This is a genomic window from Haladaptatus sp. ZSTT2, assembly GCF_037081775.1.
Taxonomy (GTDB): Archaea; Halobacteriota; Halobacteria; order Halobacteriales; family Halococcaceae; genus QDMS2.
Map to the genome: position 1 here is coordinate 1,306,159 of NZ_JBAMHQ010000001.1, position 12,922 is coordinate 1,319,080.

General features: G+C 61.7%; 12 protein-coding genes. 8 read left to right on the plus strand and 4 right to left on the minus strand.

The features are described 5' to 3' along the window. Positions 1 to 153: 153 nt before the first annotated feature. Positions 154 to 942: a molybdopterin synthase gene (locus V5N13_RS07175; protein WP_336360206.1), complete on the minus strand. Its 789-nt coding sequence runs from the start codon at positions 940 to 942 to the stop codon at positions 154 to 156. 87 nt (positions 943 to 1,029) lie between these two features. On the opposite strand from V5N13_RS07175, the gene pyrH reads away from it, so the two are divergent. From pyrH to V5N13_RS07200, 5 genes are all read left to right on the plus strand, one after another. Then, positions 1,030 to 1,746, plus strand: coding sequence for a UMP kinase (pyrH, locus tag V5N13_RS07180; protein WP_332897220.1), 717 nt, complete (start codon positions 1,030 to 1,032; stop codon positions 1,744 to 1,746). After that, entirely contained in the window at positions 1,743 to 3,359 is a 1,617-nt protein-coding gene (gene lysS / locus V5N13_RS07185) for a lysine--tRNA ligase (protein WP_336360207.1), read from the plus strand. Before pyrH ends, lysS begins: the two co-directional genes overlap by 4 nt. Before the next feature lie 54 nt (positions 3,360 to 3,413). Further along, positions 3,414 to 5,186 carry a site-2 protease family protein gene (locus V5N13_RS07190; protein WP_336360208.1) on the plus strand — a complete coding sequence of 591 codons (1,773 nt, stop codon included), beginning with the start codon at positions 3,414 to 3,416 and terminating at the stop codon, positions 5,184 to 5,186. 40 nt (positions 5,187 to 5,226) lie between these two features. Beyond that, entirely contained in the window at positions 5,227 to 7,050 is a 1,824-nt protein-coding gene (locus V5N13_RS07195) for a heme-binding protein (protein ID WP_336360209.1), read from the plus strand. 213 nt (positions 7,051 to 7,263) lie between these two features. Continuing rightward, positions 7,264 to 7,710 carry a CBS domain-containing protein gene (locus tag V5N13_RS07200; RefSeq protein ID WP_336360210.1) on the plus strand — a complete coding sequence of 149 codons (447 nt, stop codon included), beginning with the start codon at positions 7,264 to 7,266 and terminating at the stop codon, positions 7,708 to 7,710. 42 nt (positions 7,711 to 7,752) lie between these two features. Here V5N13_RS07200 and V5N13_RS07205 read toward each other — a convergent pair whose 3' ends face one another. The 3 genes from V5N13_RS07205 to V5N13_RS07215 all read right to left on the minus strand — a co-directional run bounded on the left by V5N13_RS07205 (position 7,753) and on the right by V5N13_RS07215 (position 10,251). After that, positions 7,753 to 8,520, minus strand: a complete 768-nt coding sequence (locus tag V5N13_RS07205) for a class I SAM-dependent methyltransferase (protein WP_336360211.1) — start codon at positions 8,518 to 8,520, stop codon at positions 7,753 to 7,755. 54 nt (positions 8,521 to 8,574) lie between these two features. Next, positions 8,575 to 8,844 (minus strand): hypothetical protein, encoded by a 270-nt coding sequence (locus tag V5N13_RS07210; protein ID WP_336360212.1) that lies wholly within the window; start codon positions 8,842 to 8,844, stop codon positions 8,575 to 8,577. Between the two features lie 348 nt (positions 8,845 to 9,192). Continuing rightward, positions 9,193 to 10,251, minus strand: a complete 1,059-nt coding sequence (locus V5N13_RS07215) for an aldo/keto reductase (RefSeq protein WP_336360213.1) — start codon at positions 10,249 to 10,251, stop codon at positions 9,193 to 9,195. A 133-nt stretch (positions 10,252 to 10,384) separates the two neighbouring features. Here V5N13_RS07215 and V5N13_RS07220 point away from each other — a divergent pair, with 133 nt between their 5' ends. The 3 genes from V5N13_RS07220 to V5N13_RS07230 all read left to right on the plus strand — a co-directional run bounded on the left by V5N13_RS07220 (position 10,385) and on the right by V5N13_RS07230 (position 12,900). Next, positions 10,385 to 11,287 carry an acyltransferase gene (locus V5N13_RS07220; RefSeq protein WP_336360214.1) on the plus strand — a complete coding sequence of 301 codons (903 nt, stop codon included), beginning with the start codon at positions 10,385 to 10,387 and terminating at the stop codon, positions 11,285 to 11,287. Positions 11,288 to 11,488: 201 nt separating this feature from the next. Beyond that, the gene (locus tag V5N13_RS07225; protein ID WP_336360215.1) at positions 11,489 to 12,568 is read left to right on the plus strand and encodes a PQQ-dependent sugar dehydrogenase; all 1,080 of its coding nucleotides are present in this window, start codon (positions 11,489 to 11,491) and stop codon (positions 12,566 to 12,568) included. A gap of 50 nt (positions 12,569 to 12,618) precedes the next feature. Continuing rightward, entirely contained in the window at positions 12,619 to 12,900 is a 282-nt protein-coding gene (locus V5N13_RS07230) for a DUF7577 domain-containing protein (RefSeq protein WP_332897230.1), read from the plus strand. The last annotated feature ends 22 nt before the right edge of the window (positions 12,901 to 12,922 follow it).

Consider the following 12,922-nt stretch of genomic DNA (forward strand, 5'->3'; position numbering starts at 1 on the left):
GAAAAGGCGTTTAATATTTTAAAACAGCAGGAGAATGCGTAACTCCCTATTCAAAACCTTTCACGAATCACGCCCGGAGTTGGGCGTCAGACGGTCGAACATCCGGCAAAATATTCCTTGAAATGCTAGTTTGGCCGACTGCGCGCGCTCAGCTTACTGTCGTTCGTGGACCCAAAACTCCTCATCGACCGTCACTTCCTTTTTAAACAGCGGCACTTCGTCTTTGAGCCGGTTGATGCCGTCTTCGACCGTCTCGAACGCCTCCCCGCGGTGGGCGGCGAGCACCACGACGAACACGATGTCCTCGCCATACTCGATGACGCCGGTTCGGTGGTGCATCACGACGGAGAGGACGCCCTCTCGCGCTTCGAGTTCGCGCGAAATCGTTGCCATACGCTCCTCTGCGACGCCTTCGTACTTCTCGAACTGGAGATATTCGGTGGGTGCGTCGTCAGCCGACTCCTTCGCGCGGACCCGCCCGGTGAAGGTGGCAATCGCGCCCGACAACTCCGCCTTGTCTGAGGCTTTGACCTGTGCGACCAGCGATTCGAGCGTCTCGTAGGGCTCGAGTTCTCCGATGGCGTCGACGATGGCCGCAATGTCGGCCGAGGCTGCGTCTGCGACGCGATAGAGTACGTCGCCCGCGTGGGACACGTCGCCACAAACGACCTGTGGCAGGCGAACGCCGGGGTCGCCGTGGACGATGGCGTAGTCGTGGGTCGCCGCAAGGCGGTCGATGAGGTGGTCGAGTGAGTCGTCGCCGGCACCCGTCCACCCCGACTCAGCGAGGGTGTACGCGGTCGTCACGCCGGTCGGTCGGTCGTCCACAGGGAGCGCATCGACGCGGGAAATCGTGGCCACGCGAGCGTCCGAGCCGAGGCGGGCAGCCAGTTGCTCGGCCAGCGCCGCTGCGTCGTCGCCGCAGACTGAGAAGACGTACATACCCGCGCAAACGCACGCGAGTCGCTTGTACGCTTCGCCGTCCAGTTGGCAACTCTTAAGGCTAACTCTGGGAAACCACGAACAGACATGAAGGTCGTCGTTTCTATCGGTGGGAGTGTGCTCGCACCATCGCTTGGGTCAGAGCGAGTGAAGGCACACGCCACCGTCGTCGAATCGCTCGCATCGGAGGGTATAGACCTCGGCATCGTCGTCGGTGGCGGCGGCGTTGCCAGAGAGTACATCAAGGCCGCGCGGAACCACGGCGCAAACGAGATTCAACTCGACCAGTTGGGCATCGACGTGACACGCCTCAACGCGCGACTGTTACTCACCGCGCTCGGGGAGAAGGCTGCCCCAAGCCCGGCGCTCACCTACGAAGCCGCCGGTGAAGCCCTGCGCCGCGGCGATATCGCCGTGATGGGCGGGGTCACGCCCGGCCAGACGACCGACGCCGTGAGCGCCGCGCTCGCAGAGTACGTGAACGCAGACCTGCTCGTTTACGCGACGAGCGTCAATGGCGTCTACTCGGCAGATCCACGCACGGACGAGGATGCGACGCGCTTTGACGAGATGAAAGCGGACGAACTCGTGGACGTGATTGCCAACATCGAGATGAACGCGGGTTCGAGCGCGCCGGTCGACCTGCTCGCGGCGAAACTCATCGAGCGTTCCTCGATGCGCGCCATCGTCCTCGATGGAACCGATCCAGAGCGCATCGGGACGGCCGTGCGAACGGGCGAACACGACGGCACGGATATCATCCCCGAAGGTGCGAAGGACGAACCGACGTTCTGGGTTCCATGAGCGACGCAGACGACCACCGCGTCTTCTGGGCCGACGAGGTAGCAGACCAAATCGAAGCACGCGACCCCGAAGACCCCATCATCATCAAGGGCGGCGTCTCGCCCTCCGGCATCCCGCACATCGGCCACCTGAACGAGATTCTGCGCGGCTACTTCGTCGCGCAAGTACTCAGAGAACGCGGCCACGAGGTGCGCCAAATCTTCACCTCCGACGACAAAGACCCGCTCCGCAAGATTCCCCGTCGGCTCGCGGACCTTGATTTCACCATCAAAAACCTCGGCGACCTCGAAAATCCCGGCGCGCTCGGGCGCAACCTCGGCAAGCCCCTGACTGCGGTTCCTGACCCGTTTGGCTGCTGTGGGTCGTTCGGTGAACACCAGACGAAACTCTTAGAAAAGAACGCCAAAGCCGTTGGCGTGCCCATCGAAGTCGTCTCGAACACTGAACTGTACGCAGACGGCAAGTTCGACGACGTGGTTGCCTTCCTGCTCGAAAATCAGCAGAAGGCCGCGGACGTGCTCTCCGAGTATCAGGATAAGGTTGACGCGGACTACATCCCGTTCAACCCGGTCTGTGAGAACTGTGGCAAACTCACCGAGACGGTGCTCTCGTTCGATTTAGACGCGAGAACCGTCGAGTACGAGTGCACCGACCTGAAAGCCGGTGGCAACGTCATCGACGGCTGTGGCCACACGGGCACGGCGACGTTCCGCGAAGGCAAGCTACCGTGGCGCTTCGAGTGGCCCGCCCAGTGGCAGGTACTCAACGTCGACCACGAACCGTTCGGCAAAGACCACGCCGCAGGCTCGTGGCCCTCGGGCAAGGACATCGCAGAGAACGTCCTCGGCATCGACGCACCCGTCCCGATGGTGTACGAGTGGTTCACCTACAACGGCGAGGCGCTCTCGTCGTCCGCGGGGAACGTCGTCACCGCCCACGAAATCCTCGAACTGCTAGAACCGGAAGTGTTCAAGTACTTCTTCTCGCTCACGCCGAAGAAGGCGCGTGACTTCGACGTCTCGCGGTTGAATCAGTTGGTCGATGACTTCGACCGCTTCGAGGGCATCTACTTCGGCCGCATCGAAGACGAGGACCTGAAACCGCTCGCAGACCGCGTCTATCCGTTCCTCGTAGACGAAGTGAAAGCAGACCGTGTGCGCCTGCCCTACACCTTCGCGGCCGTCCTCGGGATGACCGACGACGTGGAGCTGCGCGAAGAGATGGCGCGAAACGAGGAGCATTTCACCGACGAGACGCCCGCGTGGGCGGTCGAAGACGCCCTCCAGCGCGTTGAGAAAGCGCGCAACTGGGCTGAGCGACTGGACAACGAGTACAACTACCGCCTGCAGGTCGAATTGCCAGAAACGGACTTCGATGCGGCAACCAAAGCCGCGCTCTCGGACCTCGCAGATTTCGTCGAAGCCGGACACGACGGTGAGGAGATTCAGGGCGAAATCTACGAGACGGCAAAGCGCCACGACGTTGGCGTTGGGGACTTCTTCAGTGCTGGCTACCGGCTGTTCTTCGACGCAGAACAGGGGCCGCGTCTCGGCACGTTCCTCGGGGAACTCGACCGCGAGTTCGTCGTCACGCGCCTCCGTCGAGAAGGGTAAGCTCAAACGACTGCCCCAAAACCCTCTTTGCGGTAAGGCACCTGATTCAGCGTAATGGTAAACACCCTCGTGTGGGTGCTCGCCGGTCTCGCCCTCTATTCGCTGGTTGCGATGGGCTTGCGAGCACGTGGACTGCTGCCCGACTCGGTTCGGGTGCAAGGTCCCATCACGACAATTCACACACAACGCGGCAAGGCATTTCTCGACTGGCTCGCGGGGCCAAAGCGGTTCTGGCGCGCGTGGGGCAATCTCGGCATCGGCATCGCGCTCGTCATCATGGTCGGGTCGTTCCTCGCCGTGCTCTTTTCTGCGTACACCACGCTCACCCAGCCAACGGCAAGCGCCATCACCGAGCCGCGAAACGTGCTCGTCATCCCGGGCGTCAACGACTTCCTCCCGCTCTCTGCGGCCCCCGAAATCGTCCTCGGACTCTTGATTGGCCTCGTCGTCCACGAGGGTGGCCACGGCCTGCTCTGTCGGGTCGAAGACATCGACATCGACTCGATGGGGCTTGCGCTGATTACGCTCCTCCCGGTCGGCGCGTTTGTCGAACCCGACGAAGAGAGTAGGCAGAAAGCAGACCGCGGCGGCCAGACGCGCATGTTCGCCGCCGGTGTGACGAACAACTTCGCCGTCGCGCTCATCGCCTTCGCGCTCCTCTTTGGCCCTGTCGTTGGCTCGATCGCCGTCGTGTCGGGTGCGCCCGTGGGCAACGTCGCTGACGGCTCTGCGGCCGCGAACGCCGGCATCCAGTCTGGCGACGTGATTACCCAAATCAACGGCGTTGATGTGACGCGCGCGGGCGACCTCCCTGCGGTGCTCGCAAACGAGAGTCGAACCGTCGAGGTCACCCTCAAGGACGGCGAGCAGAAAACCGTCGAGCGATCGCTGATTATCACCGGCGCGGTCCCGCGAGTCGTCGACGGCATCGACCTCTCCGGGGACGCACCGCCGACGATACAATCGGTAAACGGGACAGAAGTCCACACGCGAAGCGAATTGCGCGACGCCCTCCAGAATCGGACGGTCGCGACCCTCCAGACCGACAAAGGGAGCGCCACCTTCGCCGCCGGGGCGCTCGTGCAAGTGAGCGCTGACGGCCCGCTCGCCGCGGCGGGTGCGCCCGCAGAGGAGACGATGGTCATCACCGCCGTGAACGGCACGCGGACGGTCGACCAAGAGGCCCTCCAAGTCGCGCTTGCGAACACGGAAGCCGACCAGCGCGTCACCATAGAGGGCGTGCTTGACGGCGAGACCGTGAGCTACGACGTGACGCTCGACGAAAATCCGCGAACCGGCGGCGGCTTACTCGGCGTGTTCACCCAACCCGGCATCTCGGGCGTGACCGTCGATGACTTCGGCGTCGACCCGTACCCCGCAGAGCAGTACCTCGCGGCGCTTGGCGGTGACGGCGAGGATGGCTTCGGCGCAGTGTCGTTCATCCAGCGCATCGGCGTCATCCTGTTCCTGCCGTTTGCGAGCGTCCTCTCGCCGGGGCTGAACTACAACTTCGCTGGATTCGTTGACATGGTCACGAACTTCTACGAAATCCGCGGCCCACTCGCGTTCATGGGCGGGAGCCTGTTCACCGTGGCAAACGTCCTGTTCTGGGGTGGCTGGGTGAACTTGCAGTTGGGCTTTTTCAACTGCATCCCCGCCTTCCCGCTCGACGGCGGCCACATCTTGCGGACCAGCACGGAGGCCATCGTCTCGCGGTTGCCGATTCGTGACGGCCGCGAAGTGACGCGGGCGATTACGACTTCGATTACGCTCACGATGCTCGCGGGCCTCGTGCTCATGATTTTCGGGCCGCAACTGCTGGCCTGAAACTCACAACGCCCTTATTGGTGCCCACTAACACCCTGTCATGGAGCGACGCGAACCGCCACAGACCGACGAGGGTTGGTACGCACTGCACGACTTTCGGACGATAGACTGGGACGCTTGGCGCGAAGCGTCCGGCCGCGTCCGCGAGCGAGCCACTGAGGAGGGCATTGAGTTTCTCACCGCCCACGAGGCGTTAGCAGACACGTCTGAGGGAGCGTCGGCGGTGTTCTCAGTTCTCGGGCACAAAGCCGATTTACTCATCTTACACCTGCGCCCGACGATGGCCCAACTAGACGTAGCAGAACGCCAGTTCGAACAGACCGCATTTGCTGAATTTACCGAACAAACCTCCTCGTACGTCTCGGTCACGGAGGTTTCGGGCTACATGTCTCAGGAGTATTTCGAGGACGACGGTGAGGTTGATACGGGCATCGCGCGGTACATCCAGTCGCGCATCAAACCCGACCTGCCCGACGCCGAGTTCGTCTCCTTCTACCCGATGAGTAAGCGTCGCGGCCCCGAGAACAACTGGTACGACTTGCCGTTCGACGAACGTGCAGACCACCTTTCGAGCCACGGCGAAATCGGGAAACAGTACGCCGGAAAGGTAAAACAGGTCATCACTGGTTCGATTGGCATGGACGACTGGGAGTGGGGTGTCACGCTGTTTGCAGACGACATGACCGACATCAAGCAACTGCTCAACGAGATGCGCTTTGACCCCTCTACCTCCAAATTCGCGGAGTTCGGTCCGTTCTTCGTCGGGCGGCGCTTCCCGCCTGCGGACTTAGCAGCCTACCTCGCAGGCGAACACGTCCCGACAGGCACAGCCCCCGAGGTCGAACACGAATCTGCAGACAGCACCCACCGCGGCCCGCCCGTCGCGGACGACGACGACGAGCCAACCCACGAGGAAGTGGACGGCGAACAGTTCGAACAAACACTCAGAACGCACGGTATCTCGCTTGCCGACTACGACGAAGCGGGTTATGGCCTCATCTTCCGGTCGACCGCCGACGCAGAAGACCTCGCCGCCGAGGTAAGCGGGCTGCGCAAAAACTTCGACCACTACGACACGCACGTGATGACCACGGTTCGCGCCGACGCCGGGCACGCGGGCGTCATCAGCCTCTGGAAGAACCAGCGTGCCGCGGAGACGGCCGCCGGCTTCCTCTCTGACTTAGATGGCGTCGAATCGGGGATGGGCGCACTGCTCGGTGACGAAACAGCTGACGAAGACGCGGACACCGACGAGTCCACCTCCCACGGCACGGACGAAGATACAGACTTGCGCGCCGAATTGGAAGACCTCAACATCTACTCCGGACAGCCACACGGCGAAGACGTGTGGTCAATGGTGCTCTACTCCGAGGCAGACCCACAGGACGTGTACGACGAAGTGGACAGCATGCGCGAGCGGTTCGACCACTACGACACGCACGTCAAAACCGCCGTGTACACCGCCGAGGTGGCGGACAAGACGGCAATCGTCAGCATCTGGAAAACCCAGAGTGCGGCGAACACTGCGGGTGGGTTCCTCGCAGACCTGCCGGGCATCGTTGCCCGCGCAGGCGAGGAGTCCGGTTTCGGGACGATGGGTATGTTTTACACCGTGAAACCAGAGTACCGCGACGATTTCGTCGAGAAGTTCGAGACGGTTGGCGGCCTTCTCGCAGACATGGACGGCCACTTGGAGACGGCGCTGCTCGCCAATCTCGACGACGAAAACGACATGTTCATCGCCAGCCAGTGGCGCGACCGCGACGCCGCGATGGCCTTCTTCCGGAGCGAGGCGTTCCGCGACACCGTCCAGTGGGGTCGCGACATCCTCGCAGACCGCCCACGCCACGTCTTCCTCGCGTAAGCGACGACCGGCGATTTCTCGATTTTTCTGAAACGGGCGACATTTTTTGACGGGATTAAGTACTGCAGAAGGCAAACGCACAGTTTCGAACATGTTTGGAGGACAAACAACAGAGAGTGGTGCAGATTAGATGGCATTCACCTAGTTATCTAAAGAATATTAAGGTGTATGTCCAGAACTATTAAACAGTGGTAGCTGGTTGTCACAGATAAGATGATACAGATTTACGTTGCCTCACTCGCGGCAACTGCGCTCCCGACTGTTCCACCAACTGCGACCGCTATGGAAGCGGCGTACCTGCTCAGAGAACCAGACGTGCCCGCGCTCGTCGTCATTGACGACACGGAAACGGTGGTGGGGATGGTGACGGAGGCGGACATCGTCGCACTCGTCGCAGAGGAGAGCACGCACTTGCCCGTTTCCAGCTTCATGTCGAGTCCCGTCGTGACCGTGACGCCGGAGACGAGCGTCCACGTCGCAGCCGATACGATGCAAAAGACCGGCGTGAAACACCTGCCAGTGGTCGGAGATGGTGTCTACCGCGGCCTGCTCAGTGTCGAGGACATTGCGCCGTACGTCTCGCGCCACCGCCTCGATATCGAGTGGAAAGGTGACACCTTTAGCGCACCTGAGGGGACGACGCTACAGCCCGCTGACTAAGGTTCGTTCTTCGTTGACGGGTGGCTCCTCCGACGGCCCTTTTCACGACTTGATCGCTCTGACCCGCAACCGCCGGTAGTCGGCCACCCAGTCTCCCTCTTCGAACAACACTGGTCGTAGTTGCGCAGTGACATCGTTGAGAACCGTTTGCTGGTCGTCTGCGGGAATCTCGTCAAGCATTGCGCCCGCGAACATCCGCAGCCAGTTTTCGAGGCCCGCCTCACCGTCGTCGAGCGTCGTCGGTCGGTCGAAGAGGGTCGCATCTCGCACCTCGAAGCCCGCGCCTTCGAGCACGGTCGCGTACTCGCCAATGGACGGGAAGTACCACGGGTTTGCGGGCGCAATATCGTACCCGGCGTCCGCGGCGGCGTCGATGAGGCCCGTCTCGATGGTTTCGATGTTGCCGGTTCCGCCGAGTTCAACCACCAATCGCCCGCCGGATTTGAGGGCGGCCGCGAGTGAGTCTGCGACCGCAGCTGCCTCTGGAATCCAGTGAAGCGCGGCGTTCGAGAACACGGCGTCGAACGGGCGCTCGAACGCGATGTCGCGAGCGTCGCCTTCAATAAACGTGAGGTCAGGGTATTGCGCTCTGGCCTCTGCGAGCATCTCTGCAGACTGGTCAAGACCGACGACTTCAGCGCCGCTGTCCGCCAATTGCGCCGTCAGGTGGCCCGTCCCACAGCCCACGTCTAAGATGCGCTCGCCGGGTTCGGGGGCGAGCAGGTCGACGAGCGACGCGCCGTACTCGTGGACGAACGAGTGATGGGCGTCGTACAGCGAGGAGTCCCACGCAGAGTCATCTCGTGTCATTGATTGCCACGGCTACACGGCGGGGGACAAAGAAGGTGTGGCTGCGGGCAGGATTCAAGTCGGGCATTCGGGATTCACGAGGTGATAGAGGACTTCAGACTCGACGAGATAGGGGTCGCCGTCCATCACGTCGTTGAACTCGGCGACGAACGCGGCCAATTCATCTGAAAGTTCGTCGGGGTTCTCGGTGACTTGCTTGAACACGTCGTACACCGTCGCGCCCTCTTCGGCTTCGATGTAGTAGGTAACGAAATCGCCGTCTGCGTCGGTTCTGAGGAAGGCGGATTCGGTGTGGACCCCCTCCGCGTCCAGAATGGCGAGCACGGCTCTGCGTACTCAGGGTTATCGAACTGCGAGAGCAACGCCTTCGCGCGCTCGGTTTGTCCGGGTGCAATGCGCTGGTTTACGAGCAGGGCATCTCCCATATGTGAATCGACTCAGGAGCGTGCGATAAATCTTGGGTAGCCAACAGGTTTGCGTGCCTGTCTCGCGCTTCATCTCGAACGTCAGACAAGTCACTATCTGTGAGTTTCGACTCGCAATCAAGGGGTTCGATCGGTTCACCGAGTCGTGATATGCAACCCAACAGGTAGACCGTGGTGAAAGTGAACAAAAATCTGCGTCAGACGTCTTTCTCCTTGCTATTTTCGAGTTGCAGCGAAGGGGTTCGGATTATGCGCCAGCGTTCTTAAGTTTCAGGCCTGCGGCGTCGATGTCTTCGCCGTCAACCGAGGAGCGAAGGCTGTCCATGCCGTCGTTTCTGTCGATTTTGAAGTTTGTTTCGTACAGCTCTGCGACGCGGGCTTGTTCCTCGACTGTGAGCGGTGGCGTCTCCGAGGCGGCGGCCCACTCGGTGATGTCGTCGGTCGAGTGGAACGTCGGCGTGACGGAGGCGACCTCGTCGTGGCTGAGGAGCCACTGGATGGCCGCCTGTGCCATGGTTCGTGCGCCGTCATGTTCGAGGAATCGCACCGTTTCGAGTTTCTCCCAGCCCGTCTCGTACCATTCGTCGGGGCGGAAGCCGCGGTGGTCGCCGGCTTCGAGTTCCGTTTCGGGGCGAACCTGCTCGTTCAAGAGACCAGAGGAGTGGGGCACCCGCGCGATGACGGAGGTGTCCGCGTTCTCCCGGCGGATGGTGTCGATGAAGTGCTGGCCAGGAACCTGCTCGAACATGTTGAACACGGTCTGGACGGCGTCGAAGTCGAGTTCGACGGCGCGGTCGCCCTCTGCGAGCCAGCCAATCGAGGGGCCAAGGGCCCAGCCGAGGGCGTCCACGCGGCCTTCGTCGCGCAGGTCGAAGAGCACGTCCATGACCTCGGGGGTGACTTCCGCGACGTTCGCGTTGTGCAGTTGGAGGAAGTCAATGTGTTCGACGCCGAGGCGGTCGATGCTTTTCTCGACGCACTGGCGCATCCAGGCTGGGTCTAAGTTCTTCGGAATCTCGCCGTGACCCGCCTGTGCGTGGTTGTAGAAGTCGTAGCCGATTTTCGTCCCGATGGTGACCTCGTCGCGGTGTTCTGCGAGGGCTTTCCCGATGAGTTCCTCAGAGCGCCCGTGGCCGTACACGTCGCCCGTGTCGAAGAACGTAATTCCCTCAGAGAGGGCGTGTTGAACCATCTCTACGGACTCGTCTTCGGTTTTGTCGCCCCACCAGTCGGTGCCGACGACCCACGCGCCGAACCCGACTTCGCTTACCTCGACGCCAGAGTCGCCGAGTGTTCGAGAGTGCATGTGCGCGGGTAGGTGAGAGAGGCACTTATCCGTGTGGATTTTCCGCCGAACGGCCGGTACAGTTATTGTGCCGGGCGCTACCGGGAGTGCCGTAACGGAAACCCCTATCAGTCACCAGCGTGAACCGGTGGACATGACGAAGCGACACGTTCACCTGCCCGCTGGCGCCGAGGCAGGTATCCGCGCTTTCATCGACGAGGTCGACGACCGCCTCTCTTCTGACGATGAAAGCACCTGTGAGGTCGTCGAAGACGTCCTCATTGACCTCTATGGCGACCGAGAAGCGTACGAGCGATGGCAAAACGGCGAGGACATCTCGACCGCAGAGCGCGTCCGCCTGCAGGGGTACGACCCGTGTAACTCCTCGCTCGAAAGCGAATACTACGCCGAAAAAGACGAAGAGCAGTTCAAGCGCTCGAAACACCTCCAGTGGCTCTGGCGGCAGTTCGACGCCACGCCGATGGCAGACAACATCGAGTTCGCCCTCCGTTTCCGCCAGATGCTCGCAAACCATCTGTTCGAGGACGCAGGCGACAACCTCCGCATCTTCAAGGGCGTCACGATGACCTACGGCCACAACATTTCTGTGGGCGACAACACCGTCATCCACGACGACGTCCACTTAGACGACCGCGGCAAGCTTTCGATTGGAAGCCGCTGTTCGATTTCTGATGGCGTCCACGTCTACAGCCACGACCACGACATCAACGACCAAACCGCGGTCGAAAACTTCCACACCATCGTCGAAGACGACGTGCGCCTCACCTTCGACGCGATGGTACGTGCTGGCGTCAAAGTCGGTGAGAATTCCGTCGTCGGCGCACGCTCGGTCGTCCAACACGACGTGCCCGCCCACCACGTCGTCGTCGGCCAACCCGCAAAGAGCGTCCGCGTGAAACCCGGCTGGGAGTCCGTTGCCCACCCGGTAGACGAGAAATACGAAAGCCACCGCGACGACCGCAAGATTCCGTACGACCTCCCCGAGAATCTGGACGTGTTCGACGAGTTCGGGCGCGACCGAACGCCGCCGAACTGACTTCTGCGACAGTAACCTACTCGTGCCCCCCTCGTTGGTGAGCCATGCGTCGGTCATTCGAGGAGCCGGAACCGCACAGAACCGCTTGTACCGACGTTTCTGCTGGTGCAGCCCACTACAGTGCGCTCGCAAAACACGACGCCAACTCCTCGAAAACCCTCCCAAAGGAGGGCTTTTCCCGCCGTGGTTGCTACCCAGTCTATGGACAGACGAACCTACCTCGCGGGCCTCGCCGCCGCGAGTGCAGGACTGGCGGGCTGTACGCTCCCCGGTGTTGGCGGCCCCGCCCCCGAGAACACGACGACGACCGTTGGCGAGCAAGAAATCGTCGTTGAGTCGGTCGTCTCTGACCTCCATGTACCGTGGGAGGCGGCGTTCCGCGACGGCGACCTTTTCATCACCGAACGCCCCGGACGCATCGTCCGGGCGCGAGACGGCGACCACGAGGTCGTCCTCGACATGAGCGATTCCACTGCTGCACAGGGCGAAGGTGGCTTACTCGGTCTCGTGTTCCATCCCGAGGACGACGTGGCCTACACCTACCAGACGTACAATTCAGACGCAGGCCTCGCAAACCGCATCCTCCGCCACGACCTGACGAACGACTGGGCCTTCGAGCCAATTCTCGACGGGATTCCCGGCGCGAGAACCCACGACGGCGGGCGGCTTGCGATTGGGCCTGAGGGCGCACTCTACGCGACCGCAGGCGACGCCCGTCAGGAAGGCCCCCAAAATACCGAGACGCTGAACGGAAAGGTGCTTCGCCTGACCTTCGAGGGCGACCCCCACCCCGACAACCCGTTCGACAACGAGGTGTTCACCTACGGCCACCGCAACCCACAGGGGCTTGCCTTCCGCGACGGCGAGCTCTTCTCGGTCGAACACGGCCCCGACCACTCTGACGAAATCAACGTCCTCGAAGCTGGGAACAACTATGGGTGGCCCGAAGTCATGGGTGACTCAGACGGCGAGTTCACCGACCCGCTTGCCTCCTACACGCCGACTATCGCGCCGGGCGGGGCGATGTTTTACGACGGCCCCATCACCCAGTGGCAAGGCGACTTCTTCTTCGGGACGCTCAAAGCGACACACCTGCGTCGAATCCGCTTCGATGGGCGAGATGTCGTCGAACAAGAGGAGCTGTTAGTCGATGACTATGGCCGCCTGCGAACGCCATTTTCGGGACCAGACGGCCACCTGTACGTCACAACCAGCAACCGGGACGGCCGCGGGGCGGCGAAATCCGGCGACGACCGAATTATCCGACTTCGGCCTGCCTAACCCCGTGTAACGCCGAAGAGACAAAGTACCTTGACAACGTATCTCAGGATATGCTCGACGCGTGGGGATGGGTCGTTGCCTACATCATCGGTTTTACCATCATCCACCTGCTGGTCTATCAGTACCTCAAAACGAGCGACGAATCTCGCTTCGAACAGTTCTCGCCAAGCGACGCCTCCGGCTTCGACGCCGCGAGCGCGAGCGCGGACTTCCGGAGCCACAGCGGGACGGTCGCAGGCGAGTTCAGAAGCTGCCCCCACTGTGGCACCCAAAACGAGCCAGACCCCATCTTCATTTTCTGCAAACAGTGTATCCAGCCGCTCTCCGCGTAGAATAAATTCGTGGCCCGCTGAG

Coding starts and splice junctions, on each gene's coding strand:
- V5N13_RS07175 (WP_336360206.1), bottom strand. CDS start 942: ATGTACGTCTTCTCAGTCTGCGGCGACGACGCAGCGGCGCTGGCCGAG.
- pyrH (WP_332897220.1), top strand. CDS start 1,030: ATGAAGGTCGTCGTTTCTATCGGTGGGAGTGTGCTCGCACCATCGCTT.
- lysS (WP_336360207.1), top strand. CDS start 1,743: ATGAGCGACGCAGACGACCACCGCGTCTTCTGGGCCGACGAGGTAGCA.
- V5N13_RS07190 (WP_336360208.1), top strand. CDS start 3,414: ATGGTAAACACCCTCGTGTGGGTGCTCGCCGGTCTCGCCCTCTATTCG.
- V5N13_RS07195 (WP_336360209.1), top strand. CDS start 5,227: ATGGAGCGACGCGAACCGCCACAGACCGACGAGGGTTGGTACGCACTG.
- V5N13_RS07200 (WP_336360210.1), top strand. CDS start 7,264: ATGATACAGATTTACGTTGCCTCACTCGCGGCAACTGCGCTCCCGACT.
- V5N13_RS07205 (WP_336360211.1), bottom strand. CDS start 8,520: ATGACACGAGATGACTCTGCGTGGGACTCCTCGCTGTACGACGCCCAT.
- V5N13_RS07215 (WP_336360213.1), bottom strand. CDS start 10,251: ATGCACTCTCGAACACTCGGCGACTCTGGCGTCGAGGTAAGCGAAGTC.
- V5N13_RS07220 (WP_336360214.1), top strand. CDS start 10,385: ATGACGAAGCGACACGTTCACCTGCCCGCTGGCGCCGAGGCAGGTATC.
- V5N13_RS07225 (WP_336360215.1), top strand. CDS start 11,489: ATGGACAGACGAACCTACCTCGCGGGCCTCGCCGCCGCGAGTGCAGGA.
- V5N13_RS07230 (WP_332897230.1), top strand. CDS start 12,619: ATGCTCGACGCGTGGGGATGGGTCGTTGCCTACATCATCGGTTTTACC.